Raw genomic sequence first — 24,561 nt, forward strand, 5'->3', positions numbered from 1 at the left:
CGCCGCTCCGGCCAGGCAACTCCTTCATGGTTTCGGTGACTGACCCCGATGGGGGACACCCGGTGTACTGGCTGCGTTCCCTGCCGCCACGCTGGGCAGTACCGAACGAACCGGACGACTCCCCAGAGAAGAAGAGAGCCGGTCATGGACTTCCTTCGCCCCGCCAGCTGGGAGGAGGCGCTCGCCGCGAAGGCCGAGCACCCCACCGCCGTGCCGATCGCGGGCGGCACCGACGTGATGGTCGAGATCAACTTCGATCACCGCCGTCCCGAGTACCTCCTCGACCTGAACCGCGTCGGGGATCTGTACGAGTGGGAGGTCGGCGAGGACCGCGTGCGGCTCGGCGCCTCGGTGCCGTACACCCGGATCATGGAGGACCTGCGGGCCGAGCTGCCGGCCCTCGCCCTCGCCTCGCACACGGTCGCCTCCCCGCAGATCCGCAACCGCGGGAGCGTGGGCGGCAACCTGGGCACCGCCTCCCCGGCCGGCGACGCCCACCCCGCGCTGCTCGCCGCGGGCGCCGAGGTCGAGGCCGAGTCCGTACGGGGCTCCCGGCGCATCCCGGTCGACGACTTCTACACCGGCGTCAAGCGCAACGCGCTCGCCCCCGACGAGCTGATCCGCGCCGTGCACGTCAGGAGGGCCGACGGCCCGCAGCAGTACGCGAAGGTCGGCACCCGCAACGCCATGGTCATCGCGGTGTGCGCCTTCGGTCTTGCGCTGCACCCGGCGACCCGGACGGTGCGTACGGGCATCGGCTCGGCCGCGCCCACGCCCGTCCGCGCCACGGTCGCCGAGGACTTCCTGAACGCGGCGCTGGAGGAAGGCGGCTTCTGGGACGACGGCCAGGCCGTCACCCCGTCCGTCGCCCGGCGCTTCGCCGAGCTGTGCGCCGCCGCCTGCGACCCGATCGACGACGTCCGCGGCACCGCGGGCTACCGCCGCCACGCGGTCGGCGTACTGGCCCGCCGCACGCTGAACTGGGCCTGGGAGGAGTACCGCGGCGCGCGCCGCGGCACGGAGGGAGCCGCCTGATGCGCGTCCACTTCACCGTCAACGGCCGCCCGCAGGAGGCGGACGACGTCTGGGAGGGCGAGTCCCTGCTGTACGTCCTGCGCGAGCGCCTCGGCCTGCCCGGCTCCAAGAACGCCTGCGAACAGGGGGAGTGCGGGTCCTGCACGGTCCGCCTGGACGGTGTGCCGGTGTGCGCGTGCCTGGTCGCGGCGGGACAGGCGGAGGGCCGCGAGGTCGTCACCGTGGAGGGGCTCGCGGAGTACGCCGGACAGCGGTCCGGGGACGGTCCGCCGCGGGCCGGGGGCACCCACTCCCAGGCCGGCGAGGACACCCGTCTCGCCCCCGTCCAGCAGGCGTTCGTCGACGCGGGCGCCGTCCAGTGCGGCTTCTGCACCCCCGGCCTGCTCGTCGCCGCCGACGAACTGCTGGAGCGCAACCCCATGCCGGCCGACGCGGACATCCGCGAGGCACTGTCGGGCAACCTCTGCCGCTGCACCGGCTACGAGAAGATCATGGACGCGGTCCGCCTGGCGGCCGCCCGGCAGTCCGAGGGGACGTGACGTGACCATGGGAAGCAGGGGAACGGCAGGCCTGCCCGCCAACATCACCCACCTCACGCAGGGCGCCCGCACCAGGGGCGGCATCGGCGAGTCCACGCTGCGCCCGGACGGCACCCTCAAGGTCACCGGCGAGTTCGCGTACTCCTCCGACATGTGGCACGAGGACATGCTCTGGGGCCAGATCCTGCGCTCCCCCGTCGCCCACGCCGAGATCGTCTCGATCGACACCGCCGAGGCCCTCGCCGTGCCGGGCGTGTACGCCGTGATGACCTACGACGACCTGCCCACCGACGTGCGGCACTACGGACTGGAGATCCAGGACACCCCGGTCCTCGCCCACGGCAGGGTCCGCCACCACGGCGAACCGGTCGCCATCGTCGCCGCCGACCACCCGGAGACCGCGCGCCGCGCCGCCGCCCGGATCAGGGTCGGGTACCGCGAGCTGCCGGTGATCACGGACGAGGCGTCCGCGACCGCGCCGGACGCGGTCCTGCTCCACGAGGACCGCACGGATCACCACGCGGCCCACGTCCCCCACCCGAACATCCTCCACCGCCAGCCGATCGTGCGGGGCGACGTGGCGGAGGCCCGCCGCCGCGCCGACTTCGTGGTCGAGGGCGAGTACGTCTTCGGCATGCAGGACCAGGCGTTCCTCGGCCCCGAGTCGGGGCTCGCGGTCCCCGCCGAGGACGGCGGCGTCGACCTCTACATCGCCACCCAGTGGCTCCACTCCGACCTGCGCCAGATCGCACCCGTCCTCGGCCTCCCCCCGGAGAAGGTGCGGATGACGCTGGCGGGGGTCGGCGGGGCGTTCGGCGGCCGCGAGGACCTGTCGATGCAGATCCACGCCTGCCTGCTGGCCCTGCGCACCGGCAAACCGATCAAGATCGTCTACAACCGCTTCGAGTCCTTCTTCGGCCACGTCCACCGCCACCCGGCGACACTGCGCTACGAGCACGGGGCGACGCGCGACGGCCGCCTGACCCACGTGAAGGCGCGCATCGTCCTGGACGGCGGCGCGTACGCCTCCGCCTCCCCGGCCGTCGTCGGCAACGCCTCCTCGCTCGGCGTCGGCCCGTACGTCGTGGACGACGTGGACATCGAGGCGCTCGCCCTCTACACCAACAACCCGCCCTGCGGCGCCATGCGCGGCTTCGGCGCGGTCCAGGCGTGCTTCGCGTACGAGGCGCAGATGGACCGCCTGGCGGACGCGGTGGGGATGGACCGGGTGGAGTTCCGGCAGCTCAACGCCATGTCGCAGGGCTCCGTCATGCCGACGGGGCAGGTGGTCGACTCCCCGGCGCCGGTGGCCGAGCTCCTGCGCCGCGTCAAGGCGATGCCCCTGCCGCCCGAGCGTCAGTGGGAGAGCAGCGAGGGCGTGGACGTACGGCAGCTCCCGGGCGGCCTGTCCAACACCACGCACGGCGAGGGCGTCGTCCGCGGGATCGGCTACGCGGTCGGGATCAAGAACGTCGGCTTCTCCGAGGGCTTCGACGACTACTCCACCGCGCGCGTGCGCATGGAGGTCGTCGGCGGCGAGCCGGTGGCGACCGTCCACACCGCGATGGCGGAGGTCGGCCAGGGCGGCGTCACCGTCCACGCGCAGATCGCCCGCACCGAGCTGGGCGTCACCCGGGTCACCATCCAGCCGGCCGACACCCGGGTCGGCTCGGCGGGTTCGACGTCCGCGTCCCGCCAGACGTACGTCACCGGCGGCGCCGTGAAGCACGCGTGCGAGCTGGTGCGCGAGAGGGTCCTGGAGCTGGGGCGCCGGAAGTTCGGCCCGTACCACCCGGCCTGGGCGACGGCCGGACTGCTCCTGGAGGGCGGCAAGGTCGTCACCGACGCCGGAGAGGCGCTGGCCGACCTGGCGGACGTGCTCGGGGACGAGGCCGTCGAGATCGAGCGGGAGTGGCGGCACCGGCCCACCGAGCCGTTCGACCCGCGCACCGGCCAGGGCAGGGGGCACGTGCAGTACTCCTTCGCCGCGCACCGCGCCGTCGTCGAGGTCGACACGGAGCTCGGCCTGGTCAAGGTGATCGAACTTGCCTGCGCCCAGGACGTCGGCAAGGCGCTCAACCCGCTGTCGGTGATCGGCCAGATCCAGGGCGGCACGACGCAGGGCCTGGGCATCGCGGTCATGGAGGAGATCGTGGTCGACCCGCGCACGGCGAAGGTCCGGAACCCGTCCTTCACCGATTACCTCATCCCCACCATCCTCGACACGCCGACCATGCCGGTGGACGTGCTCGAACTCGCCGACGACCACGCCCCGTACGGGCTGCGCGGCATCGGCGAGGCGCCCACCCTGTCGTCCACCCCGGCCGTCCTCGCGGCGATCCGGGACGCGACGGGGCTGGAGCTGAACAGGACGCCGGTACGGCCGGAACACCTGACGGGAACGGACACGGGCACGTAGGCGGTGGCTCTGGGTACCCGATCCCTCCCCCCGTCGCAGGCACCGTCCGACCGCCGTCCGAGGAGACCGAGGAGACCGAGAGATGCTGGACATCGCCGCAGAACTGCACCGGTGGGCGGCGCAGGGACGCGAGTTCGCCGTGGCCACGGTGGTGGCCGTCGGCGGCAGCGCACCGCGCCGGCCCGGCGCCGCGCTCGCGGTGGACACCGAGGGCACGGTGATCGGTTCGGTGTCCGGCGGCTGTGTGGAGGGCGCCGTCTACGACCTGTGCACCCAGGCACTCCAGGACGGCGACCCGGTCCTCCAACGGTTCGGCTACAGCGACGAGGACGCCTTCGCGGTCGGCCTGACCTGCGGTGGCGTCATCGACATCCTGGTCACGCCGGTACGGTCCGGGGACCCGGCCCGCCCGGTCCTGACCGCCGCCCTGTCCGCCGCCGCCCGCGGCGAGGCGGCGGCGCTGGCGAGGATCGTCTCGGGCCCGGCGGACCTGCTCGGCCGGGCGGTGCTGGTCCGCGGGGACGGCTCGTACGAGGGCGGCTTCGGCGACCGTCCGGCACTGGACCGTACGGTGCGGGGCGAGGCCGCCGCCTTCCTGGCGGCCGGGCGCACCGGCACGCTGGAGGTGGGGGAGGGGGGCTCGCGGTGCGGGCAGCCGCTGACGGTCCTGGTCGAGTCCTCGGTCCCGCCGCCCCGCATGATCGTCTTCGGCGCGATCGACTTCGCGTCGGCGCTGGTCCGCGTCGGCACGTTCCTCGGCTACCGCGTGACGGTGTGCGACGCCCGCCCGGTGTTCGCGACGCCGGCCCGTTTCCCGGAGGCGGACGAGGTGGTGGTCGAGTGGCCGCACCGGTACCTGGAGGGCACGGAGGTGGACGCCCGGACGGTGCTGTGCGTGCTGACCCACGACGCCAAGTTCGACGTACCGCTGCTGAAGCGCGCACTGCGGCTGCCGGTGGCGTACGTGGGCGCGATGGGCTCCCGCCGCACCCACCTGGACCGCACCGCCCGGCTGCGCGAGGAGGGCGTGACGGAACGGGAACTGGCCGGGCTCAGGTCCCCGATCGGCCTCGACCTCGGCGCCCGCACACCGGAGGAGACGGCCCTGTCCATCGCCGCGGAGATCGTGGCGGCACGCCACGGGGGCAGCGGAGCACCGTTGAGGGGGGCGCACACGCCGATCCACCATGACGCGGTGCCTGCGAGGGCGGGGCGGGCGGGGGTGGTGGCCTGAGCCCCCCGGAACCCCGGGGGAACCGGATCCGGTTCAGGGCCGTGCCCGCTTCGGCAGGGTGAGGATTTCGGCTCCCTCCTCGGTGATGGCGATCGTGTGCTCGCTGTGTGCCGTCCGGCAGCCCGTCGCGCTGCGGAGCGTCCACCCGTCGGCGTCGGTGACGAGCTCGGCGGTGTCCGCCATGATCCACGGCTCCAGGGCCAGCAGCAGCCCGGGGCGCAGCTTGTACCCGCGGCCGGGCCGCCCGGTGTTCGCGACGTGCGGGTCCTGGTGCATCGTCGATCCGATGCCGTGACCGCCGAACTCGGTGTTGACCGGGTATCCCGCCTCGCTGAGGACGGTGCCGATGGCATGGGAGATGTCGCCGATGCGGGCCCCGGGCCCGGCGGCGGCGATCCCCGCGGCCAGCGCGCGCTCGGTGGTGCTGATCAGCGCGACGCTCTCCGGGGGCCTCGTGTCGCCGACGAGGAAGCTGATGGCGGCGTCCGCGGCGACCCCGCCCTTGGAGACGGCGAGGTCGAGGGTCAGCAGATCGCCGTCGGCGAGCGTGCGGTCGTACGGGCGGCCGTGGAGTACGGCGTCGTTGACGGCCGTGCAGATGTAGTGGCCGAACGGGCCCCGTCCGAAGGACGGCGCGTAGTCGACGTAGCAGGACCGCGCCCCCGCCCCGACGATCATTTCCTTGGCCCATCGGTCGATGTCCAGGAGGTTCGTGCCGACCGTGCTGCGGCTCCTCAGCGTCTGCAGGATGTCGGCGACCAGGGCGCCGGTGTCCCGTGCCCGGGCCAGCAGGGTGGGGTTCAGGATTTCGATCATGGGGCGTCCTTCGCGCGCTGCCAATAACAATACCGGTCTTACTATACCGGTATTAGAATCGGCGCGCGCTTCCCTGCCGGGCCGGGGAGGGGCGCTGAACGCCCCGACCCGCGCTCGACGGTCAGTGCACCTGGTGCGGCACGGCGAGGACGAGGGAGGCGGCGGCCAGGGCCAGGTAGCCGCCGGGGAACGCGATGTTGTGGTAGACGCCGGCGCGGACGTGTGCCGCGACGGCGCCGGTGAAGAAGAGCACCAGCCCGGCCGCGGCGGCGACGCCGACGACCGGGACGCCCAGCAGCCCGAGCAGCAGTCCGGCGGCGCCCGCGGCCTTGAGGGCGGCGAGCCACGGGAGCCAGGTGAGCGGGACGCCCACCTCGGCGGAGTTGGCGAGGACGAACCGGGCCCCGGCGAGATCCGCGACGGCGATCCCCGCGTTGGCCAGGACCGTGAGGACGGTGATGAGGACGTATGCGGTGACCATGGGCGGCGTGCCTCGCTTCCGGCTGTCGCGGGCGGATGCGGAGTGCGCCGGCGGGCTCCGCGCGCTCACCGCCGCACAGGGCCGCACCGGACCGAGGTGTCCGCTCAGCTTTCCCGCCGCCCCGCGGTGACGTCCACCGGCCACGGTCGATGTCCGGCCGGGAAGCGGCAGCCGGGCCGTCCTCGTAGGCGGCCGGCCGTCGCGGCCGCCTACGGCCGCAGCAGCCGGTCCACGGCCCGGCCGAACATCCACCGGGCCGCCCACTTCAGGGGACGGTCGAGGAGCGGCGGCAGGAAGCGCGGCGACAGCTCCTCCCGCCACACCGCCCGTGCCCCGCCGGCGCCGTGCGGGCGGACCTCGATCTCCGCCCAGCCCCGGACGAGGCCGCCCCGCTTCTCCAGGCGGCACCGGGCGGGACCGCCCGGTGCGGGCGGCTCCCACACGACCACCTCCATCGGGTCGTCGAAGCCCAGCGGGCCGGCGCCCGTGCGGCCCACGAAGGCCGTGCCCGCGCGCGTGGGCGGCGGGGTCAGGACGGTGATCCGGGTCAGCGGGACCACGTCTGCGTGACGTTCCCAGTCCGTGAGCCGGCGCCAGGCCTCGTCGACGGGCAGGGGGGTGACGCGTGCGAGAGCGAAGAGGGCCACGAGGGGATCGTAGGCCCCGGCCCGGGCGGCAGGGCGTACGGCGGATGTGGTGCACGGGTCTTGTTGCGGCATCTGGATCTTCCCTAGGTTGGGCCCGGGATGGAAGCGCTTTCTCGCGCGTGCGCTCTAGCGGAAGAGGTGACTCGTCCATGCCCGGAAACACCGGAGACAGGACAAGGACGTCCCGGGCGTCCCGCGCGGCGGCCGCCGCGTTCGCCCTCTGCGCGGTGCTCACCGGCTGCTCCGGTGCGGAGGACGAGGCGACCGGCACGGACGGCACGGTCGTGCTGCGCTACACCTGGTGGGGCAACCAGGACAGGGCGGCGAGAACCGAGGCCGCGCTCGACCTCTTCGAGAAGAAGCACCCGGGCATCGAGGTGCAGACCTCGTTCTCCGGCTACGACGCCTACAAGCAGAAGCTGGCCACCCAGGCCGCCGGCGGCGACGCCCCCGACGTCATGCAGCTCGACTACCGCATGATCGACCAGTACGCGACCGGCGGGGTCCTGCTCGACCTCGCCGGACCGGAGCCGCAGGCGGTGCTGGACACGAGCGAGTTCGACCAGGGGCTCCTCGGCACCGGCCGGATCGACGGCAGGCTGTACGCGGTCCCGCAGGGACGCGGCACCGAGACGGTCGTGTACGACACCGAGCAGTGGGAGGCCGCCGGTGTCGCGCCGCCCCGCGCGGGCTGGACCTGGAGCGAGTGGGCCGACACCATGCGGCAGCTGGCCGAGCGGACGGGCAGGCCCGGCGGCACCGACCCCGGCCAGAGCGAGGACGCCTTCGAGGTGTGGCTGCGGGGGCAGGGGAAGGCGCTGTACACCGAGGACGGCGCCCTCGGCTTCACCGCCGACGACCTGACCCGCTGGTGGACCTTCACCGACGGGCTGCGGCGCGAGGGCGCCGTCTCGGCCGCCGAGCAGACCACCCAGATGGACGGCACAGTGGAGAACACCCCGCTCGGGCGCGGGACGGCGGTGTCCGACTACAACTGGGACGCCCCGTGCAGTGGCTTCCTGCCGCTCATACCGAGCGGCATCACCCTCGCGCCGACCCCGTCCGGCGAGGACGGCACCCCGGGGCAGTACTTCAAGCCGTCGATGTTCATGGGCGTCGCCGCCGACACCGCGCACCCGGAGCAGTCCGCGCGGCTCATCGACTTCATGCTGAACGACCCGGACGCCGCGGAGATCCTCGGCGCCACCCGCGGCATCCCGGTCAACGACGCGATCCGCGAGGACATCGCCGCCGGCCTCACGGGCTTCGACCGGACCATGTACGACTTCCACACCTCGCTCGACGGGAAGCTCGACGCCCCGCCGCAGGCGCCCCCGTCCGGCGACAGCGCCCTGCAGACCACCTTCGCGCGCGACTACGACCAGGTGTCGTACGAGCGGATGTCCCCCCGCGAGGCGGCCGAGAACTACGTCACCCACGCGAAGGCGGAACTCCGGTGACCACCACACAGACCTCCGCGTCCCTACGGCGGCCGGAACGGCCCGCCGCCACCGGCGCCCGCAGGCCCGCCGGGCGCCGCCGCGAGGGCGCCGCCTGGGTGTTCCTCTCCCCGTGGGTGCTCGGCGCCGTGCTGCTGACCCTGCTGCCGATGGCGGTCTCGCTCTACCTGTCCTTCACGGACTACGACCTGTTCAACCCGCCGTCCTGGGTGGGCCTGCGCAACTACACGCAGATGTTCACCGAGGACCCCCGCTACTGGCGGTCGGTGGCCGCGACCCTCACGTACGTCGTCATCGCCGTCCCCCTGCAGCTCGCGCTCGCCCTCGTCGTCGCCCTCGCCCTGAAGAACATGAAGCGCGGCAAGGGCTTCTACCGCTCCGCCTTCTACGCGCCGTCCCTGCTCGGCGCCTCCATGTCCATCGCCCTCGTCTGGCGGGCGCTCTTCAACGACGGCGGCACGGTCGACAACCTGCTCGGCACCGGCGGCTGGGTCAACCGGCCCGGCTGGGCGCTGCTCGCGGTCGCGCTGCTGACCGTGTGGCAGTTCGGGGCGCCCATGGTCATCTTCCTCGCCGGGCTCCAGCAGATACCCGCGGAGCTGTACGAGGCGGCGGCGGTCGACGGGGCGAGCCGGTGGCGGCGGTTCCTGTCCGTCACCGTGCCGATGCTCTCCCCGGTGATCTTCTTCAACCTGGTGCTCCAGACCATCCAGGCCTTCCAGGTGTTCACCCCCGCCTTCGCGGTCAGCGCGGGCAAGGGCGGCCCCGCCGACTCCACGCTCTTCTACACGCTGTACCTGTACGACCGCGGCTTCGTCGCCTCCCACATGGGCTACGCCTCCGCCATGGCCTGGGTGCTGCTCCTCGTCATCGGCGCGGTCACCGCCGTGCTGTTCCGCACCTCGCGCTCCTGGGTCTTCTACGCCTTCGAGGGGGACGACCGATGACGACCGCCGCACCCACCACCACGGCCGCGGGCCGGAAGCCGCCCGTCAACCGGCGACGCGTGGCCCTGCACGCCGGCTGTCTCGCCGCGCTGCTCGTCATGCTGTACCCGCTGGCCTGGCTGCTCGCGACCTCGCTGAAGCCCGCCGACGAGGTGATCGCCAGCCTGAACCTGCTCCCCGGCACCCTGGAGTGGTCGAACTACGAGACCGCGCTGGACGGCGTGAACGACGTCTCCGTGGGCCGGCTGCTGAGCAACTCGCTGCTGATCGCGGGCGGTGCGGTCCTCGGCAACGTGCTGTCCTGCTCGCTGGCCGCGTACGCCTTCGCGCGGCTGCGGTTCCGGCTGCGCGGGCCGCTCTTCGCGTTCATGATCGCGACGATCATGCTGCCGCACCACGCGGTGCTGATCCCGCAGTACATCATCTTCAACCAGCTCGGCATGGTGAACACCTACTGGCCGCTGGTCCTGCCGAAGTTCCTGGCCACGGAGGCGTTCTTCGTCTTCCTCATCGTGCAGTTCATGCGCGGGCTGCCCAGGGAGCTGGAGGAGGCGGCGCGCATCGACGGCTGCGGGCCGTTCCGGGCCTTCCGGTCGGTGGTGCTGCCGCTGACCCGGCCCGCCCTGATCACCACGGCGATCTTCACCTTCATCTGGACCTGGAACGACTTCTTCACCCAGCTGATCTACCTCTTCTCGCCGGAGAAGTTCACGCTGACGCTGGCGCTGAGGTCGTTCGTGGATGCCTCCAGCCAGTCGTCGTTCGGGCCCATGTTCGCCATGTCGGTGATCGCGCTGCTGCCGATCGTGCTGTTCTTCCTGGCCTTCCAGCGGTTCCTGGTGGAGGGCATGGCGAGCTCCGGGGTGAAGGGGTGAAGGGGTGATGCCGGTGGGAACGAGCAGAGAGGCGGGCGAGCTCTTCGGGCCTCGCATGACGCTGTTCGCGGACGTGCTGAGCGTGGGGCTGGCCACGGCGGTGGCGTCGTTGCCGCTGGTGACCGCGCCCGCCGCGCTGTCCACGGCGTGCGCGGTGCTGCGCGGCGCCCGGGAGGGGCGGCCGGTCACCGCGGGGCGGTACGCGGCGCTGCTGCGGCGGCGGCTGCGCGGCGGTGACCTGGCCGCGGGCGCCGTCGCTCTCGCGGGGGTGCTGCTGGTCGTTGCGGATCTGGCGCTCGTGCGGGCGGGGCTGCCGGGCGCCCCGCTGTTCGCGGCCGTCGCCGCCGCGATCACTGCGGGGGCCGCCGTGGTGGGGCTGCGGGCGTGCGGGCGGCCCGAGTCGGTGGAGGACTGGCGCGGGGCGGTGCGGGCGGCGGGGCGTGACGCGGTGCGGGATGTGGGCGGGAGCGGTCTCGTGCTGCTGGCGCTGGCGGCCGCCGTGCTGGCCGCGGGGATGTTGCTGCCGCTGGCGTTTCTGGTGCCGGGGCCGTTGGCTCTGGCGGTTGTGGCGGTGGATGTGCGGATGGGGCGTTGAGAGGGCGGCGCGTTCTCGCCGTTCTTGTCTTCGGGTGCGTCGTGGCTGGTCGCGCAGTTCCCCGCGGACCTTTCAAGGGCGCGGCCACGGAGCACATGTACCGCCCCGGCGCAACCGCTTCCCCCTCCGTCTCAGTCGAGTAAGAGGGGGGTACTCGCGCGCCGCACATCAGTGAACGGTGAGCGTGAGGAGACCCCCATGGGCGTACGTGGACGCGGACGGGTGATCGGTGACGTGACCGGTCGCGGCTGGCGCCGCGCTCTGGTCACCGGCGGAGCCGGCTTCGTGGGCTCCCATCTCTGCGCACGGCTGCTGGACGACGGGACGGACGTGGTCTGTCTCGACAACCTGTCCACCGGCACGCGGAGCAACGTGCTCGAACTGGACCGGCGGCGCCGCTTCCGGTTCGTCCGGGGCGACGTGACCGACGAGGACGTCGTGCACGGCCTTCCCGGGCCCTTCGACCTGGTGCTGCACTTCGCCTGCCCGGCGTCGCCCGCCGACTACCTGCGACTGCCGCTGGAGACGCTGGACGTCGGCAGCAGCGGTACGCGCAACGCCCTGGAGCGGGCCCGGCGCGACGGCGCCCGCTTCCTGCTCGCCTCGACCTCCGAGGTGTACGGCGACCCGCTGGAGCACCCGCAGACGGAGAGCTACTGGGGCAACGTCAACCCGGTCGGGCCCCGCAGCGTCTACGACGAGTCCAAGCGCTTCTCCGAGGCCCTGGTCACCGCCCACCGCTCGGTGCACGGCACCGACGCGGCCATCGTGCGCATCTTCAACACCTACGGGCCGCGCATGCGCACCGGCGACGGCCGCGCCGTGCCCACCTTCATCGCGCAGGCGCTGGACGGCACGCCGCTCACGGTCGCGGGCGACGGCAGCCAGACCCGGTCGCTGACCTACGTCGACGACACGGTCGACGGGGTGCTCGCGCTGGCCGCGTCCGCCGAGACCGGTCCCGTGAACATCGGCGGCGGCGAGGAGATCACCATGCTGGAGCTGGCGCGGCGCGTGGTGGAGCTGACCGGCTCCCGCTCCCGCATCCGGTTCGTCGAACGTCCGGTCGACGACCCCGAGCGGCGCCGGCCCGACACCCGGCTGGCCGCGGAGCGGCTCGGCTGGCGGCCGCGGGTCGGCTGGAGCGAGGGCCTGGAGTCCACGATCGGCTGGTTCACGGCACGGGCCGTCGCGGCCTGACCCGTACCGGCCGCCCCTTCTCCCGATCGCACGCGCACCGTGCGGCTCGGTCGGCCGAACACGTCGCGTAACGGATCTCCCGTCACAAAAGGTGACGAATTGGTGAACGTTCGGGTGAGCTGTCTCCAAGTGTTTGAGACAGCCGCCGGTGCGAGACCCGGGGAGGCCGAGGTCCCCGCACACACTCCGGGACGGAGCACCACATGCGCATCCTTGGTATCAACGCCTTGTTCCACGACCCGGCCGCCGCCCTCGTCGTGGACGGCACGACCATGGCGGCCGCGGAGGAGGAGCGCTTCAGCCGGCGCAAGCACGGCAAGCGGCCGGTGCCGTTCTCGGCCTGGGAGCTGCCCGAGCAGGCGGCGCGCTGGTGCCTGGCGCACGGGGGTGTGCGGCCCGAGGACCTGGACGCGGTCACGTACTCCTTCGACCCGCGCCTCGCCCGCCCCGCCGACGAGATGGGGCTGCACGACCCCTTCGACCCGCTCCGGCTGGAGTACGCGGAGCGGGCGCCCGAGTTCCTCGCCGAGGCGCTGCCCGGCCTGGACCCGGCGAAGGTCGTCTTCGTCCCCCACCACGTGGCGCACGCGGCCTCCGCCGGGCCCGCCTCCCCGTACCCGGACAGCGCCGTCCTGGTGCTCGACGGCCGCGGCGAGGCCGCCTCCCACCTCGCGGGCCGCTTCCAGGACGGCACCCTCCACACCGTCGCCGCCCAGGCGCTGCCCGACTCGCTCGGCCTGATGTACGAGGAGCTCACCGCCCACCTGGGCTTCCTGCGCAGCAGCGACGAGTACAAGGTGATGGCGCTCGCCTCCTACGGCAAGCCGCGCTTTCTGCCCCAGCTGCGGCAGTCCGTGCACGCCACCGGTGACGGCGGCTTCCGCGCGCGGGACGTCGACTGGGCTGCCTTCACCCCGCCCCGCGCGCGGGACGAGGAGTGGAACCAGGACCACGCGGACCTCGCCGCGAGCGCCCAGGCCGTGCTGGAGGAGGTCGTCGTCGACCTCGCGCACTGGCTGCACCGGGAAGCCGGCGGCGACGCCCTCGCGCTCGCCGGGGGAGTGGCCCTGAACTGCGTCGCCAACTCCAGACTCGCGGCGCAGGGACCGTACCGGCACGTGTGGGTGCAGCCCGCCGCCGGTGACGCGGGCACCGCCCTCGGCGGCGCCCTGTACCTCGCGGAGAACCCCGCCCCCCTGGCGGGCGCCGACCTCGGCCGCGCATGGAGCGACGACGAACTGCGCGCCTGGCTCGACGGCGCGGCCGTACCGTACGAGAAACCCCCCGACATCGCCGAGACGGTCGCCGAGGAGCTCGCCCGGGACGGTGTCGTCGCCTGGTTCCAGGGGCGGAGCGAGTACGGGCCGCGTGCCCTCGGGCACCGCTCCCTGCTCGCCCACCCGGGGCGCGCCGAGAACCTGGAGCGGCTGAACACCGTCAAGGGGCGCGAGGAGTTCCGGCCGGTCGCGCCGATGGTGCTGGCCGAGCGCGCCGCCGGCCTCTTCGAAGGGCCGCTGCCGAGCCCGTACATGCTGTTCGTGCACGACGTCGTCCGCGAGTGGCGCGACCGCATCCCGGCGGTGGTGCACGTGGACGGCACCGCGCGCGTGCAGACCGTCGACGCGCGGCAGGAGCCGCTGGTCGCCCGGATGCTCCGCGCGTTCGAGCGGCGCACCGGACTGCCCGTGGTCGTCAACACCAGCCTCAACACCGCCGGCCGGCCCATGGTCGACGACCCGCGCGACGCGCTGGAGTGCTTCGGCTCCGCGCCCGTGGACCTGCTCGCGATCGGACCGTACGCGGTGCGCAGGGGGCGGGTGTTCGGATGACCACCATCGCCGCCACCGCGTACGCCGTGGTGATCCCGACGCTGGCGCGGGACACACTGGCCGACTGTCTCGCCGCGCTCGCCGCGGCCACCGGACCGGCGCCCGCCGAGATCGTCCTGGTCGACGACCGCCCCGAACCCGACGACGCGGCGCTGCGGCACCCGCTGCGGCTCCTCGGCGAACTGCGCGTACGGACCACCGTGCTGCGCGGCGGCGGCCGGGGACCCGCCGCCGCGCGCAACCGCGGGCTGCGGGCCGTCACCTCGCCCTGGGTCGTCTTCCTCGACGACGACGTGCAGGTCGGGCCGCACTGGAGCGCACAGCTCGTCCAGGACCTCGCCGAGGTGGCGCCCGACACGGCCGCCGTGCAGGGCGTGATCACGGTGCCGCTGCCCGGCGAACGCCGCCCCACCGACTGGGAACGCGGCACCGCGGGCCTGGCCACCGCCCGCTGGATCACCGCGGACATGGCGTTCCGCACCGACGTGCTCACCTACCTCGGCGGGTTCGACGAACGTTTCCGGCGGGCCTTCAGGGAGGACGCCGACCTCGCGCTGCGCGTCCTGGACGCCGGCTGGGGCGTACGGCGCGGCCGGCGCACCACCCGGCACCCGGTGCGCGCCGCGAGCCGCTGGGTGTCGCTGCGCGCCCAGCGCGGCAACGCCGACGACGCGCTGATGGTGCGGCTGCACGGACCGGACTGGTGGACCCGCGCGGCGGCGCCGCGCGGCCGGCTCCGCCGCCACCTCGCCGTCACCTCCGCGGGCGCCGCCGCGTGCGGCCTCGCCGCGGCCGGACGGCGCGGGCCCGCCCTCGCGGCCGGCCTCCTCTGGGCCGCCGGCACCGCCGAGTTCGCCTGGGCGCGCATCGCCCCCGGGCCGCGCACCCGGCACGAGGTGGAGACCATGCTCGCCACCAGCGTGCTCATCCCGCCCGCCGCCACCTGGCACTGGCTCACCGGTCTGTGGCGCCACCGCGCCGCCCGGCCCTGGCTCCAGGAGGCGCGATGACCGGCGTGCAGGCCGTGCTCTTCGACCGCGACGGCACCCTCGTCGAGGACGTCCCCTACAACCGGGACCCCGCCCTCGTCACGCCCGTCCCCGGCGCCCGCGAGGCCCTCGGCCTGCTGCGCACGCACGGCATCCGCACCGGTGTCGTCACCAACCAGTCCGGCATCGGCCGCGGCCTGCTCACCCACGCCCAGGTGCGCCGCGTCAACGAACGCGTCGAGGAGCTGCTCGGACCGTTCGACGTATGGGCGGTGTGCCCGCACGCCCCCGCCGAGGGCTGCGCCTGCCGCAAGCCCGCACCCGGGCTCGTCCTCTCCGCGGCCCGGAAGCTCGGCGTCCCCGCCGCCGACTGCGTCGTCGTCGGCGACATCGGCTCCGATCTGACGGCGGCCCGCCGCGCGGGCGCCCGCGGCATCCTCGTGCCGACCCCCGTGACCCTGCGGGAGGAGACGGAGACCGCCGAGTGGGTGGCCCCCGACCTGTGGGAGGCGGTGCGGTCACTGGTGCCGGGACACCGGCCCGCCGTCGGCGGGAGCATCCCGTGAAAGCGCTCGTGACGCGGCTCGACAGCTTCGGCGACGTACTGCTCGCCGGACCCGCCGTGCGCGCCGTGGCCGCCCGCGCCGACTCCGTGACCCTGCTCTGCGGGCCGCTCGGCGAGCCCGCCGCGCGCATGCTGCCCGGCGTGGACCGGGTCATCGTCTGGGACGCGCCCTGGGCCGGGTTCACGCCGCCGCCCGTGGACCGCGGCGACATCACCCGGCTGGTGGCCGCCCTCGGCGCCCTGGACGCGGACACGGCGCTCGTCCTCACCTCGTACCACCAGTCCCCGCTGCCCACGGCCCTGCTGCTGCGCCTGGCCGGCGTGGCGCGCATCGCCGCGGACAGCGAGGACCACCCGGGCTCGCTGCTCGACGTACGGCACCACCGGGCGCCGCACGCCCACGAGGTGGAGGCGGCGCTCGGCCTGGCGGAGGCGGCGGGCTTCCCGTGCGCCGACGACGGGCTGATGCGCGTCCGGGACGTACCCGGCACGGCCGAGCTCACCGGCGGCCCCCCGTACGTCGTGCTGCACCCGGGCGCCAGCGTCCCCGCCCGCGCCTGGAGCCCCGGCCGCTGCGCCGGGGCGGTCGCCGAACTCACCGCCGCGGGCCACCGCGTCGTCGTCACCGGCGGCCCCGGAGAGCGCGACCTCACCGCGTACGTGGCCGGGGACGACGCGCTCGACCTCGGCGGCCGCACCGACGCGGCCCTGCTCGCCGGGGTCCTCGCGCGCGCGGGCGCCGTCGTCACCGGCAACACGGGCCCCGCCCACCTGGCCGCCGCCGTCGGCACCCCCGTCGTCTCCCTGTTCGCGCCGGTCGTGCCCGCCGAACGCTGGCGGCCCTACGGCGTCCCGTACGTCCTGCTCGGCGACCAGGGCGCCCCGTGCGCGGGCACCCGCGCACGGGAGTGCCCCGTCCCCGGCCACCCCTGCCTGGAGTCGGTGACCGCGCACGACGTGCTCGCCGCGACGGAGAAGGTCATGCAGGCGGAGAGGGTGGTACCGGCATGAGGATCCTGATCTGGCACGTGCACGGCTCCTGGACGACGGCGTTCGTCCAGGGCCCGCACACCTACCTCGTCCCCGTCACCCCCGGCCGCGGGCCCGACGGCCTCGGCCGCGCCCGCACCTGGGACTGGCCGGACAGCACCGTCGAGGTCCCGCCCGAGCGGCTGCGCGACACCGAGGTCGACCTGGTGGTGCTCCAGCGCCCGCACGAGGCGGACCTCGCGGAGCGCTGGCTCGGCGGCCGCAGGCCCGGACGCGACGTGCCCGCCGTGTACCTGGAGCACAACGCCCCCCACGGGGACGTCCCCGACACCCGCCACCCGGCCGCCGGACTGCCCGGCGACGTGACCCTCGTGCACGTCACCCACTTCAACCGGCTGATGTGGGACGCGGGCACCGCCCCGACCGCCGTGATCGAGCACGGCGTCGTCGACCCGGGCCCCCGGTACACCGGCGAACTCGACCGCGCCGCCGTCGTCGTCAACGAGCCCGTGCGCCGCGGCCGCACCGTCGGCACCGACCTGCTGCCCGTCCTCGCGGCGGCCGCCCCGCTGGACGTGTTCGGCATGGGCACCGACGGCCTCGCCGGACACCTCGGCACCCCGCCCGGCCGCTGCACCACCCAGGACCTGCCCCAGGCCGCGCTCCACACGGAACTGGCCCGGCGCCGCGTCTACCTCCACCCCGTCCGCTGGACCTCCCTCGGCCTCTCCCTGCTGGAGGCGATGCACCTCGGCATGCCCGTGGTCGCCCTCGCCACCACCGAGGTCACCGAGGCGGTCCCGGCCGGAGCGGGGCTGGTCTCCAACCGGATCGAGGAACTGACCGACGCCGTACGGACCTTCACCGCCGACCCCGCGCACGCGCGCGTGGCCGGCGAGAAGGCCCGCACGGCCGCGCTCGCCCGCTACGGGCTGGCCCGCTTCCTGGACGACTGGGAGCGACTGATCAAGGAGGTGACCCGATGAGGATCGCCATGGTGTCCGAGCACGCGAGCCCGCTCGCCGCGCTCGGCGGCCCCGACGCCGGAGGCCAGAACGTGTACGTGGCCCGCCTCTCCGAGGAGCTGTCCGCGCGCGGGCACGACGTCACCGTCTACACCCGGCGGGACGCGCGCCGGCTCCCCGAGCGGGTGCGCATGCCCGGCGGCACGACGGTCGTCCACGTCCCGGCCGGACCACCGGCGGCCCTGCCCAAGGACGAGCTGTTCCCGCACATGCCCGCCTTCGGCGCCCACCTCGCGCGCGCGTGGGGCGACGAGCGGCCCGACACGGTGCACGCCCACTTCTGGATGTCCGGCATGGCCGCCCGGATCGGCGCGCACGCCCACGGCGTCCCGGTCGTGCAGACCTTCCACGCCCTCGGCACGGTCAAGCGGCGCCACCAGGGCAGACTCGACACCAGCCCGTACGAGCGGATCGGCGTCGAACGGCACCTCGGCCGCTCCTGCGGGCGCGTCCTCGCCACCTGTACCGACGAGGTCTACGAACTGGCCGACATGGGCGTGCCGCCGCAACAGGTGTCCGTCGTGCCGTGCGGCGTCGACATCGAGCACTTCACCCCCGAGGGCCCCACCGGCACGGCACCCGCGCGCGCGGCGCGGCACCGGCTGCTCGCCACGGGCCGGCTGGTCCCGCGCAAGGGCTTCGACCAGGCGATCCGTGCCCTCGCCCACCTCCCCGACACCGAACTCCTCGTCGCGGGCGGCCCCGAGGCGCCGCTCCTCGACACCGACCCGGAGGCGGAACGGCTCCGGCACGTCGCCGCACGCGCGGGCGTACGGGACCGCGTACGGCTCCTCGGCGCCGTCGACCCGGCGGCCATGCCCGCACTGGTGCGCAGCGCCGACGTCGTCCTGTGCGTCCCGGCCTACGAGCCGTTCGGGATCGTGCCGCTGGAGGCCATGGCGTGCGGGGTGCCCGTCCTCGCCACGGACGTCGGCGGGCACCGCGACACCGTCGCCGACCGGGGCACCGGCCGTCTCGTGCCGCCCCGCGACCCCGGCGCCATCGCCGCCGCGGCACGCGACCTGCTCGCCTCGGAACAACTGCGCCGCCGGATGGGCCGCGCGGGCCGCGAACGGGTCCTCGCCCGCTTCACCTGGCAGCGCGTCGCCGACGGCGCGGAACAGGTCTACCGGCGGGTGACGGCCGGCCACGCGGTGCCGTCGGAGGTGGCGTGATGGAACGCATCGAACGGATCGAGCAGCCCCGCCGCCGGGCCGTCGCGGTACCGGCGCCCGTGACCGGACACTGCGACGAACTGCTGCACGCCCTCGGCGCGTTCCGCGGCTCCGCGTCCGTCACGGCGCGCTGGGGCGCCCAGCTGGCCCGGACCCTCACCGGCGGCGGCCGGCTGCTCGCCGCGGGCAACGGCGGCAGCGCGGCCCAGGCCCAGCACCTCACCGCCGAACTCGTCGGCCGTTACCGCAGCGACCGGCCGCCGTTCTCGGCGATCGCGCTGCACGCCGACACCTCCAGCACCACGGCCATCGCCAACGACTACGGCGTGCACGAGGTGTTCGCCCGGCAGGTACGGGCCCACGGCCGCGCCGGTGACGTCCTCGTCCTGCTCTCCACCAGCGGGGCCAGCGCCAACCTGCTGGCCGCGGCCGACGCCGGCCGGGCCGCCGGGCTCCGCGTGTGGGCCCTCACCGGACCCGTGCCCAACCCCCTCGCGGCCGGCAGCGACGAGATGCTCGGCGTCGAGGCGACGTCCGCCGCCACCGTGCAGGAACTGCACCTGGTCGCGGTGCACCTGCTGTGCGCGGCCTTCGACGCGGCCCTGGAGACCACCCCGGAGAACGGAGCCCCGGCCCATGGCTGACCGCACCGCACCCGTACCCGCCCACGGCACCGCGCGGACCGGCCGGACGCCGCTGGTCGTCGTCGGCGACGCCCTGCTCGACCGGGACCTGACCGGCTGTGCCGAACGGCTCGCCCCCGACGCGCCCGTCCCCGTGGTCACGGACTGCGCCGAGCGGGTACGGCCCGGCGGCGCCGCCCTCGCCGCGTACCTCGCCGCCCGCGACGGCCGCGACGTCACGCTCGTCACCGGCCTCGGCGACGACCCCGCCGGCCACGCGCTGCGCCGGCTCCTCGACGACTGGATGGAAGTGGTCCCGCTGCCCCTGACCGGAGACCTGCCCGAGAAGACCCGTGTCCTGGCCCAGGGACAGCCCGTGCTGCGGATGGACCGGGGCTCCGGCCGCGCCCACGAGGCGACCGGCGAGGCGCGCCGCGCCCTGCGCTCGGCGCGCGCCGTGCTGGTCGCCGACTACGGACGCGGCGCCGCCGACGCCCTGCGCGACACCCTCGCCGAGAACCCGCCGGCCGTGTGGGACCCGCACCCGCGCGGCCCCGCCCCCGTACCGGGCACCCGGCTGGTGACCCCGGCGGCCCGCGAGGCCCGCCGCTTCGCCGCCGCCCCGGCCGGCCGGGGCACACCCCCGGAGACCGGCCCCCGGCCCCCGTCCCGCGCTGGCGACCTGCGCACCGCCGCCCAGGACGCCGCCGCGCTGGTACGGCGGTGGCGGGCCGGAGCCGTCGCCGTCACCCTCGGCGCACGCGGCGCGCTGCTGTCGTACGGGGACTGCCCGCTGCTGGTGCCCGCGCCCGGCGAACTCCACGGCGACAGCTGCGGCGCGGGCGACCGGTTCGCCGCCACCGCCGCCGGGCTCCTCGCGGACGGCGCGCTGACCGGCGAGGCCGTCGAGGGCGCGGTGGCCGCGGCGACCGCGTTCGTCGCGGCGGGCGGCGCGGGCGCGCTCACCCGCACCGGCCCGGCGGACGGGCACGCGGACCGCGAGGACGCGCACGACCCGTACGGACTCGTGGCCCGGGTCCGTGCCGGAGGCGGCACCGTCGTCGCCGCGGGCGGCTGCTTCGACCTCCTGCACGCCGGGCACGTGGGCCTGCTCCAGGCCGCCCGCCGCATCGGCGACTGCCTCGTGGTGTGCGTCAACTCCGACGCGTCCGTCCGCCGCCGCAAGGGCGACGGCCGCCCCGTCACCCCCCTCGCCGACCGGGTCCGCGTCCTGCGCGCCCTGGAGTGCGTGTCGGCCGTCGCCGTCTTCGACGAGGACACCCCCGAGCGCCTGCTGGGCGACCTCCGCCCGGACGTCTGGGTCAAGGGGGGCGACTACGCCCGCGGCGACCTCCCCGAGGCGGCGCTCCTCGAGAGCTGGGGCGGCCAGACCGTCCTGCTGCCGTACCTGGACGGCCGCTCGACCACGCGGCTCGCGGCACGGGCGGCGGCGACGGTGAAGGTGACGACCGGGGGAGACGCCCGATGAGCGCACAGGTCATGCAGAGCACACAGACCACTCGGAGCGCACAGGCCGCGCAGACCACGCTGACAGCCCTGCCCCTGGCCGAACTCGCGGTCGCCCCCGCACCGGACCGCCCCAGCATCCTCGTGCTGCGCGCCCTCGGCCTCGGCGACCTCCTCGCCGCCGTACCCGCCCTGCGCGCCCTGCGCCGCGCCTTCTTCCCGTACGAGATGGTCCTCGCCGCCCCCGAGGAGCTGGCCCCGGTGGCGGAGGCGACCGGGGCGGTGGACCGGCTGCTGCCCGCCGCCGCCCCCGGCCGGGCGGTGCCCCGCACCCTGGACTGGCCCGGCCCGCCCCCCGAGATCGGGGTCGACCTGCACGGCAACGGCCAGGCCAGCCACCGGCTGCTGCGCACCGCACGGCCGCGCAAGGTGCTCGCCTTCGCCGCGCAGGACGGCCCGTTCTGGCGGGACGGGGAGCACGAGAGGGACCGCTGGTGCCGGTTCCTGCGCTGGTACGGCATCCCGGCCGACCCCACCGACCTGCGGCTGCCGCGCCCGGCGGTGCCCTCGCCCGCCCCCGGCGCCGTGCTCGTGCACCCCGGCGCGGGCGCCCCCGCCCGCTGCTGGCCCGCCGAACGGTACGCGGCCGTCGCCGCGGAACTGCGCGCCCGCGGCCACCGCGTCGTCGTCACCGGCGGCCCGGAGGAGGGCGACCTGGTGACGGAGGTCGCCAAACGCGCCGACCTCCCGGAGACGGACACGTTCGCCGGCCCGCCCGCCGCCGTCGGGCTGTCCGGCACGCTCCCCTTCCCCGCGCTGTCCGCGCTGGTCGCCGGGGCCCGCGCCGTCATCAGCGGCGACACCGGCATCGCCCACCTCGCCGCCGCGCACGCCACCCCGTCCGTGACCCTGTTCGGCCCGGTCCCGCCCGCCGCGTGGGGCCCGCCGGACGACCCGCGCCACCGGGTGCTGTGGCATCCGCACGAGGGCCCGGGCGGCAACCCGCACGGCCAGGTGCCGGACCCGGTCCTGCTGCGCATCCGGCCGGACGACGTGCTGCGCGCCATGGACGAGCTCGACGCGCTGCCCGGGGCACGGACGCCATGACCGCCGGCCCGGCGACGGACCCGCACGGCGCCCCGGCGGGCGGCCCGCCCCTCGCGGCGGACCTCACCGTGGTCATCGCCACCCGCGACCGCCGCGACTCCCTCGCCCACACCCTCGACCGGCTCCGCGCCCTCCCCGAGCGGCCCGCCGTCCTGGTCGCCGACAACGCCTCCACCGACGGCACCCGCGACATGATCGCCCGGCACCACCCGGAGGTCCGCGTCCTCGCCCTGCCCCTCAACCGCGGCGCCCTGGCCCGCAACCACGGCGTCCGCGCGGCCACCACCCCCTACGTGGCGTTCAGCGACGACGACTCCTGGTGGGCCCCGGACGCCCTGCCCACCGCCGTACGGCTGCTGGACGGCCACCCGCGGCTCGGCCTGCTCTCCGCCCGCACCCTGGTCGGCCCCGCGCAGCGCCCGGACCCGCTCAACGAGGTCATGGCCGCGTCCCCGCTCGGCCGCGCCCACGACCTGCCCGGTCCGCAGGTCCTCGGCTACCTCGCCTGCGCCGCCGTCGCCCGCCGCGAGGCCTGGCTCGACGCGGGCGGCTACCATCCGCTGCTGTTCTTCGGCGGCGAGGAGACCTGCCTCGCCTACGACCTCGCCGCGCGCGGCTGGGGCGTCACCCACTGCCCCGAGGTGGTGGCCCACCACCATCCCGACCCGGACGCCCGCGCCGGCCGTATGGTCAGGCTCCGCCGCAACGCCCTGCTCACGGCCTGGCTGCGCCGCCCCCTGCCGTTCGCGCTGGAACGCACCCACGCCCTGGCCGCCGCGGCCCGCCACGATCCCGAGGCCCGCACCGCGCTCGGCGAGGCCCTCACCCGGGTCCCGGCCGCGCTGCGCGCCCGCAGACCCCTGCCGCCGCACGTCGAGCGGAGCGCACGGCTGCTGGACGAGGTCAGGAGAGCCGCCCATGAGCGATGACCGCACGACCGTCGTCGTCATCACGTACAACCGCCGCGCGGAACTCCTGCGCACCCTCGACCGCATGACCCGGCTGCCGGAGCGGCCACCGGTGATCGTGACGGACAACGCCTCCACGGACGGCACCGCCGACGCGGTCGCCCGCCACTTCCCGGACGTCCGGCTGCTGCGCCCCGGCCGCAACCTCGGCGCCGTCGGCCGCAACCTGGCCGTGCACCAGGTCCGCACCCCCTACGTGGCGTTCTGCGACGACGACTCCTGGTGGGCACCCGGCTCCCTGGCCGGCGCGGCCGACCTGCTGGACCGGCACGAGCGGCTGGCCGCGGTGACGGCGCGCATCGTGGTCGAACCGGACGGCACCGAGGACCCGATCGTGGCGGAGCTGCGCGACTCGCCGGTACGCGGCCCGGCCTGGCTGCCCGGCCCGGCACTCGGCTCGTTCCTGGCCGCGGCGACCTCGCTGCGCACGGAGGCGTTCCGCTCGGCGGGCGGCTTCGACGCGCGGCTGTGGCTGGGCGGCGAGGAGGAACTGCTGGCCGTGGACCTGGCGACGGCGGGCTGGTGGCTGACGTACGCGGAGGACCTGACGGTCCATCACCACCCGTCCGTGCTGCGGGACCCGACGCTCCGCAGGACGCACGGGCTGCGCAACACCCTGTGGTTCACCTGGCTCCGCCGCCCGGTGCGCACCGCCACCCGCCGGACCCTGCACCTCGCCCGCACGGTGCCCCGGGACACCGCCTCGCTGAGAGCCTTCGGGCAGGCGGCGGCGGGGCTGCCGTGGGTGCTGAGGGAACGCCGCGTGGTGCCGCAGGAGATCGAGGGCCGGCTGCGGCTGCTGGACGAGACGCAGCGGCGGTCGACGGCACGGCGTTATACGGGGTGACGGCGCGCGGCGCACGCGGGCGGCGCACGCGGGAGCAGCCCCACGGCGTGAGCCGCTGAGCTGCGTACGGGTTCCGGCCGCGGCTCGGTCGAGGCAGGCGTTCCGGCCGGGCCGGCTCGGTCGGCTCAGTCGTTTCCGGGACGTTCGCCCTTCGGCCCGCGGCCGCGCTCGGTGCGCGGGCCCCGGCTGCGCATGCCCTCCTCCTGAAGACGCTCGTCGGCCTCGATGTTCGCCTTCTGGTCGGGGGTCCCCGACCGCTCGAGTCCCTTGCGCAGTCGTGCGCGCCGGACGTCGTACTCCTTGCTTCCGGGCTCGGGCACGACGATCACCTCCTGAACTACCGCTCCTCGCGGCGACGGCGCCGCCGCGGCTCCCACGCCTCGGGCTCCCGCACCGCGGTCGCCCGCGTGCCCTGGGGTTCCGACCAGCGGCACAGCAGCCGGAAGACCATGTACAGGGTCACCGGCCAGACGAGGGCGAAGGCCCAGATGACGCCGGGGTCCGAGGTGCGTATGCCGGTCACCATCAGGATGATCGACGTGGCGAGGCCGAACGCGACGGTGACCGGGTGCGGCCGGTACGCGGCGACCGGCGCCAGGTTCAGCCGCCGGCGCCGCTTCAGCTGGAGGGTGCGCATCTGGCGGTCGAGGCGCCGGTCGCGGCGCAGGTCCGCCTCCAACTGCTCGAGAATGCGCTGTTCGTGGTCGGGGAGTCGGCCGATCGTCACT

25 protein-coding genes are annotated in these 24,561 nt (G+C 75.1%); 20 read left to right on the forward strand and 5 right to left on the reverse strand.

From position 1 onward, the window contains the following. Positions 1-144 precede the first annotated feature (144 nt). The 4 genes from IEZ04_RS06635 (at position 145) to IEZ04_RS06650 (ending at position 5,227) form a co-directional block, all read left to right on the forward strand. A complete protein-coding gene (locus tag IEZ04_RS06635) occupies positions 145-1,035 on the forward strand; it encodes an FAD binding domain-containing protein (protein ID WP_189215738.1) in 891 nt (296 codons plus the stop codon). Beyond that, positions 1,035-1,574 carry a (2Fe-2S)-binding protein gene (locus tag IEZ04_RS06640; RefSeq protein WP_189215739.1) on the forward strand — a complete coding sequence of 180 codons (540 nt, stop codon included), beginning with the start codon at positions 1,035-1,037 and terminating at the stop codon, positions 1,572-1,574. Before IEZ04_RS06635 ends, IEZ04_RS06640 begins: the two co-directional genes overlap by 1 nt. A gap of 7 nt (positions 1,575-1,581) precedes the next feature. After that, positions 1,582-3,993, forward strand: a complete 2,412-nt coding sequence (locus tag IEZ04_RS06645) for a xanthine dehydrogenase family protein molybdopterin-binding subunit (protein ID WP_189215740.1) — start codon at positions 1,582-1,584, stop codon at positions 3,991-3,993. A gap of 82 nt (positions 3,994-4,075) precedes the next feature. Then, complete coding sequence (locus IEZ04_RS06650; protein WP_189215741.1) at positions 4,076-5,227, forward strand: XdhC family protein; 1,152 nt, start codon at positions 4,076-4,078, stop codon at positions 5,225-5,227. A 33-nt stretch (positions 5,228-5,260) separates the two neighbouring features. On the opposite strand, the gene map is transcribed toward IEZ04_RS06650, so the two are convergent. The 3 genes from map to IEZ04_RS06665 form a co-directional block, all read right to left on the reverse strand. Continuing rightward, the gene (map, locus tag IEZ04_RS06655; protein ID WP_189215742.1) at positions 5,261-6,043 is read right to left on the reverse strand and encodes a type I methionyl aminopeptidase; all 783 of its coding nucleotides are present in this window, start codon (positions 6,041-6,043) and stop codon (positions 5,261-5,263) included. Positions 6,044-6,164: 121 nt separating this feature from the next. Then, positions 6,165-6,524 (reverse strand): DoxX family protein, encoded by a 360-nt coding sequence (locus tag IEZ04_RS06660; RefSeq protein ID WP_189215743.1) that lies wholly within the window; start codon positions 6,522-6,524, stop codon positions 6,165-6,167. A gap of 209 nt (positions 6,525-6,733) precedes the next feature. Then, complete coding sequence (locus IEZ04_RS06665; RefSeq protein WP_189215744.1) at positions 6,734-7,171, reverse strand: SRPBCC family protein; 438 nt, start codon at positions 7,169-7,171, stop codon at positions 6,734-6,736. Positions 7,172-7,320: 149 nt separating this feature from the next. On the opposite strand from IEZ04_RS06665, the gene IEZ04_RS06670 reads away from it, so the two are divergent. The 16 genes from IEZ04_RS06670 (at position 7,321) to IEZ04_RS06745 (ending at position 23,833) form a co-directional block, all read left to right on the forward strand. Then, positions 7,321-8,631, forward strand: a complete 1,311-nt coding sequence (locus tag IEZ04_RS06670; RefSeq protein ID WP_189215745.1) for an ABC transporter substrate-binding protein — start codon at positions 7,321-7,323, stop codon at positions 8,629-8,631. Then, complete coding sequence (locus IEZ04_RS06675) at positions 8,628-9,578, forward strand: carbohydrate ABC transporter permease (protein ID WP_189215746.1); 951 nt, start codon at positions 8,628-8,630, stop codon at positions 9,576-9,578. The genes IEZ04_RS06670 and IEZ04_RS06675 overlap by 4 nt, the downstream gene beginning before the upstream one ends. After that, a complete protein-coding gene (locus IEZ04_RS06680; protein WP_189215747.1) occupies positions 9,575-10,453 on the forward strand; it encodes a carbohydrate ABC transporter permease in 879 nt (292 codons plus the stop codon). Before IEZ04_RS06675 ends, IEZ04_RS06680 begins: the two co-directional genes overlap by 4 nt. Before the next feature lie 7 nt (positions 10,454-10,460). Next, positions 10,461-11,048: a hypothetical protein gene (locus tag IEZ04_RS06685; protein WP_189215748.1), complete on the forward strand. Its 588-nt coding sequence runs from the start codon at positions 10,461-10,463 to the stop codon at positions 11,046-11,048. Positions 11,049-11,246: 198 nt separating this feature from the next. Then, a complete protein-coding gene (locus IEZ04_RS06690; protein ID WP_189215749.1) occupies positions 11,247-12,248 on the forward strand; it encodes an NAD-dependent epimerase/dehydratase family protein in 1,002 nt (333 codons plus the stop codon). 203 nt (positions 12,249-12,451) lie between these two features. Further along, positions 12,452-14,077 (forward strand): carbamoyltransferase family protein, encoded by a 1,626-nt coding sequence (locus tag IEZ04_RS06695; RefSeq protein WP_189215750.1) that lies wholly within the window; start codon positions 12,452-12,454, stop codon positions 14,075-14,077. Then, positions 14,074-15,087 (forward strand): glycosyltransferase family 2 protein, encoded by a 1,014-nt coding sequence (locus IEZ04_RS06700; protein ID WP_189215751.1) that lies wholly within the window; start codon positions 14,074-14,076, stop codon positions 15,085-15,087. Before IEZ04_RS06695 ends, IEZ04_RS06700 begins: the two co-directional genes overlap by 4 nt. Then, positions 15,084-15,632 carry a D-glycero-alpha-D-manno-heptose-1,7-bisphosphate 7-phosphatase gene (locus IEZ04_RS06705; RefSeq protein ID WP_189215752.1) on the forward strand — a complete coding sequence of 183 codons (549 nt, stop codon included), beginning with the start codon at positions 15,084-15,086 and terminating at the stop codon, positions 15,630-15,632. Before IEZ04_RS06700 ends, IEZ04_RS06705 begins: the two co-directional genes overlap by 4 nt. Next, positions 15,629-16,642: a glycosyltransferase family 9 protein gene (locus IEZ04_RS06710; protein WP_189215753.1), complete on the forward strand. Its 1,014-nt coding sequence runs from the start codon at positions 15,629-15,631 to the stop codon at positions 16,640-16,642. Before IEZ04_RS06705 ends, IEZ04_RS06710 begins: the two co-directional genes overlap by 4 nt. Next, the gene (locus IEZ04_RS06715) at positions 16,639-17,607 is read left to right on the forward strand and encodes a glycosyltransferase (RefSeq protein ID WP_189215754.1); all 969 of its coding nucleotides are present in this window, start codon (positions 16,639-16,641) and stop codon (positions 17,605-17,607) included. The genes IEZ04_RS06710 and IEZ04_RS06715 overlap by 4 nt, the downstream gene beginning before the upstream one ends. Beyond that, on the forward strand, positions 17,604-18,821 hold the full coding sequence (locus IEZ04_RS06720; RefSeq protein ID WP_189215755.1) for a glycosyltransferase: 1,218 nt from the start codon (positions 17,604-17,606) through the stop codon (positions 18,819-18,821). The genes IEZ04_RS06715 and IEZ04_RS06720 overlap by 4 nt, the downstream gene beginning before the upstream one ends. Continuing rightward, entirely contained in the window at positions 18,821-19,465 is a 645-nt protein-coding gene (locus IEZ04_RS06725) for a D-sedoheptulose-7-phosphate isomerase (protein WP_189215756.1), read from the forward strand. Before IEZ04_RS06720 ends, IEZ04_RS06725 begins: the two co-directional genes overlap by 1 nt. Further along, positions 19,458-20,933 carry a PfkB family carbohydrate kinase gene (locus IEZ04_RS06730; protein ID WP_189215757.1) on the forward strand — a complete coding sequence of 492 codons (1,476 nt, stop codon included), beginning with the start codon at positions 19,458-19,460 and terminating at the stop codon, positions 20,931-20,933. Before IEZ04_RS06725 ends, IEZ04_RS06730 begins: the two co-directional genes overlap by 8 nt. Then, on the forward strand, positions 20,930-22,018 hold the full coding sequence (locus IEZ04_RS06735) for a glycosyltransferase family 9 protein (RefSeq protein ID WP_229820866.1): 1,089 nt from the start codon (positions 20,930-20,932) through the stop codon (positions 22,016-22,018). The genes IEZ04_RS06730 and IEZ04_RS06735 overlap by 4 nt, the downstream gene beginning before the upstream one ends. Beyond that, positions 22,015-22,947, forward strand: coding sequence for a glycosyltransferase family 2 protein (locus IEZ04_RS06740; RefSeq protein WP_189215758.1), 933 nt, complete (start codon positions 22,015-22,017; stop codon positions 22,945-22,947). The genes IEZ04_RS06735 and IEZ04_RS06740 overlap by 4 nt, the downstream gene beginning before the upstream one ends. Beyond that, on the forward strand, positions 22,937-23,833 hold the full coding sequence (locus IEZ04_RS06745; RefSeq protein ID WP_189215759.1) for a glycosyltransferase family 2 protein: 897 nt from the start codon (positions 22,937-22,939) through the stop codon (positions 23,831-23,833). Before IEZ04_RS06740 ends, IEZ04_RS06745 begins: the two co-directional genes overlap by 11 nt. Before the next feature lie 125 nt (positions 23,834-23,958). On the opposite strand, the gene IEZ04_RS06750 is transcribed toward IEZ04_RS06745, so the two are convergent. Both IEZ04_RS06750 and IEZ04_RS06755 read right to left on the reverse strand, forming a co-directional pair. Beyond that, positions 23,959-24,153 carry a hypothetical protein gene (locus IEZ04_RS06750; protein WP_189215760.1) on the reverse strand — a complete coding sequence of 65 codons (195 nt, stop codon included), beginning with the start codon at positions 24,151-24,153 and terminating at the stop codon, positions 23,959-23,961. A 17-nt stretch (positions 24,154-24,170) separates the two neighbouring features. Further along, positions 24,171-24,560 (reverse strand): DUF3040 domain-containing protein, encoded by a 390-nt coding sequence (locus IEZ04_RS06755; protein WP_189215761.1) that lies wholly within the window; start codon positions 24,558-24,560, stop codon positions 24,171-24,173. Position 24,561: the final 1 nt, after the last annotated feature.

The organism is Streptomyces ruber, from assembly GCF_014648075.1.
GTDB classification, from domain to species: Bacteria; Actinomycetota; Actinomycetes; order Streptomycetales; family Streptomycetaceae; genus Streptomyces; species Streptomyces ruber.

What these genes read in the sequence shown, in the direction of transcription:
- IEZ04_RS06635 (WP_189215738.1), top strand. Translation starts at nt 145, where the DNA reads ATGGACTTCCTTCGCCCCGCCAGCTGGGAGGAGGCGCTCGCCGCGAAG.
- IEZ04_RS06640 (WP_189215739.1), top strand. Translation starts at nt 1,035, where the DNA reads ATGCGCGTCCACTTCACCGTCAACGGCCGCCCGCAGGAGGCGGACGAC.
- IEZ04_RS06645 (WP_189215740.1), top strand. Translation starts at nt 1,582, where the DNA reads ATGGGAAGCAGGGGAACGGCAGGCCTGCCCGCCAACATCACCCACCTC.
- IEZ04_RS06650 (WP_189215741.1), top strand. Translation starts at nt 4,076, where the DNA reads ATGCTGGACATCGCCGCAGAACTGCACCGGTGGGCGGCGCAGGGACGC.
- map (WP_189215742.1), bottom strand. Translation starts at nt 6,043, where the DNA reads ATGATCGAAATCCTGAACCCCACCCTGCTGGCCCGGGCACGGGACACC.
- IEZ04_RS06660 (WP_189215743.1), bottom strand. Translation starts at nt 6,524, where the DNA reads ATGGTCACCGCATACGTCCTCATCACCGTCCTCACGGTCCTGGCCAAC.
- IEZ04_RS06670 (WP_189215745.1), top strand. Translation starts at nt 7,321, where the DNA reads ATGCCCGGAAACACCGGAGACAGGACAAGGACGTCCCGGGCGTCCCGC.
- IEZ04_RS06680 (WP_189215747.1), top strand. Translation starts at nt 9,575, where the DNA reads ATGACGACCGCCGCACCCACCACCACGGCCGCGGGCCGGAAGCCGCCC.
- IEZ04_RS06685 (WP_189215748.1), top strand. Translation starts at nt 10,461, where the DNA reads ATGCCGGTGGGAACGAGCAGAGAGGCGGGCGAGCTCTTCGGGCCTCGC.
- IEZ04_RS06690 (WP_189215749.1), top strand. Translation starts at nt 11,247, where the DNA reads ATGGGCGTACGTGGACGCGGACGGGTGATCGGTGACGTGACCGGTCGC.
- IEZ04_RS06695 (WP_189215750.1), top strand. Translation starts at nt 12,452, where the DNA reads ATGCGCATCCTTGGTATCAACGCCTTGTTCCACGACCCGGCCGCCGCC.
- IEZ04_RS06700 (WP_189215751.1), top strand. Translation starts at nt 14,074, where the DNA reads ATGACCACCATCGCCGCCACCGCGTACGCCGTGGTGATCCCGACGCTG.
- IEZ04_RS06705 (WP_189215752.1), top strand. Translation starts at nt 15,084, where the DNA reads ATGACCGGCGTGCAGGCCGTGCTCTTCGACCGCGACGGCACCCTCGTC.
- IEZ04_RS06715 (WP_189215754.1), top strand. Translation starts at nt 16,639, where the DNA reads ATGAGGATCCTGATCTGGCACGTGCACGGCTCCTGGACGACGGCGTTC.
- IEZ04_RS06720 (WP_189215755.1), top strand. Translation starts at nt 17,604, where the DNA reads ATGAGGATCGCCATGGTGTCCGAGCACGCGAGCCCGCTCGCCGCGCTC.
- IEZ04_RS06725 (WP_189215756.1), top strand. Translation starts at nt 18,821, where the DNA reads ATGGAACGCATCGAACGGATCGAGCAGCCCCGCCGCCGGGCCGTCGCG.
- IEZ04_RS06730 (WP_189215757.1), top strand. Translation starts at nt 19,458, where the DNA reads ATGGCTGACCGCACCGCACCCGTACCCGCCCACGGCACCGCGCGGACC.
- IEZ04_RS06735 (WP_229820866.1), top strand. Translation starts at nt 20,930, where the DNA reads ATGAGCGCACAGGTCATGCAGAGCACACAGACCACTCGGAGCGCACAG.
- IEZ04_RS06740 (WP_189215758.1), top strand. Translation starts at nt 22,015, where the DNA reads ATGACCGCCGGCCCGGCGACGGACCCGCACGGCGCCCCGGCGGGCGGC.
- IEZ04_RS06745 (WP_189215759.1), top strand. Translation starts at nt 22,937, where the DNA reads ATGAGCGATGACCGCACGACCGTCGTCGTCATCACGTACAACCGCCGC.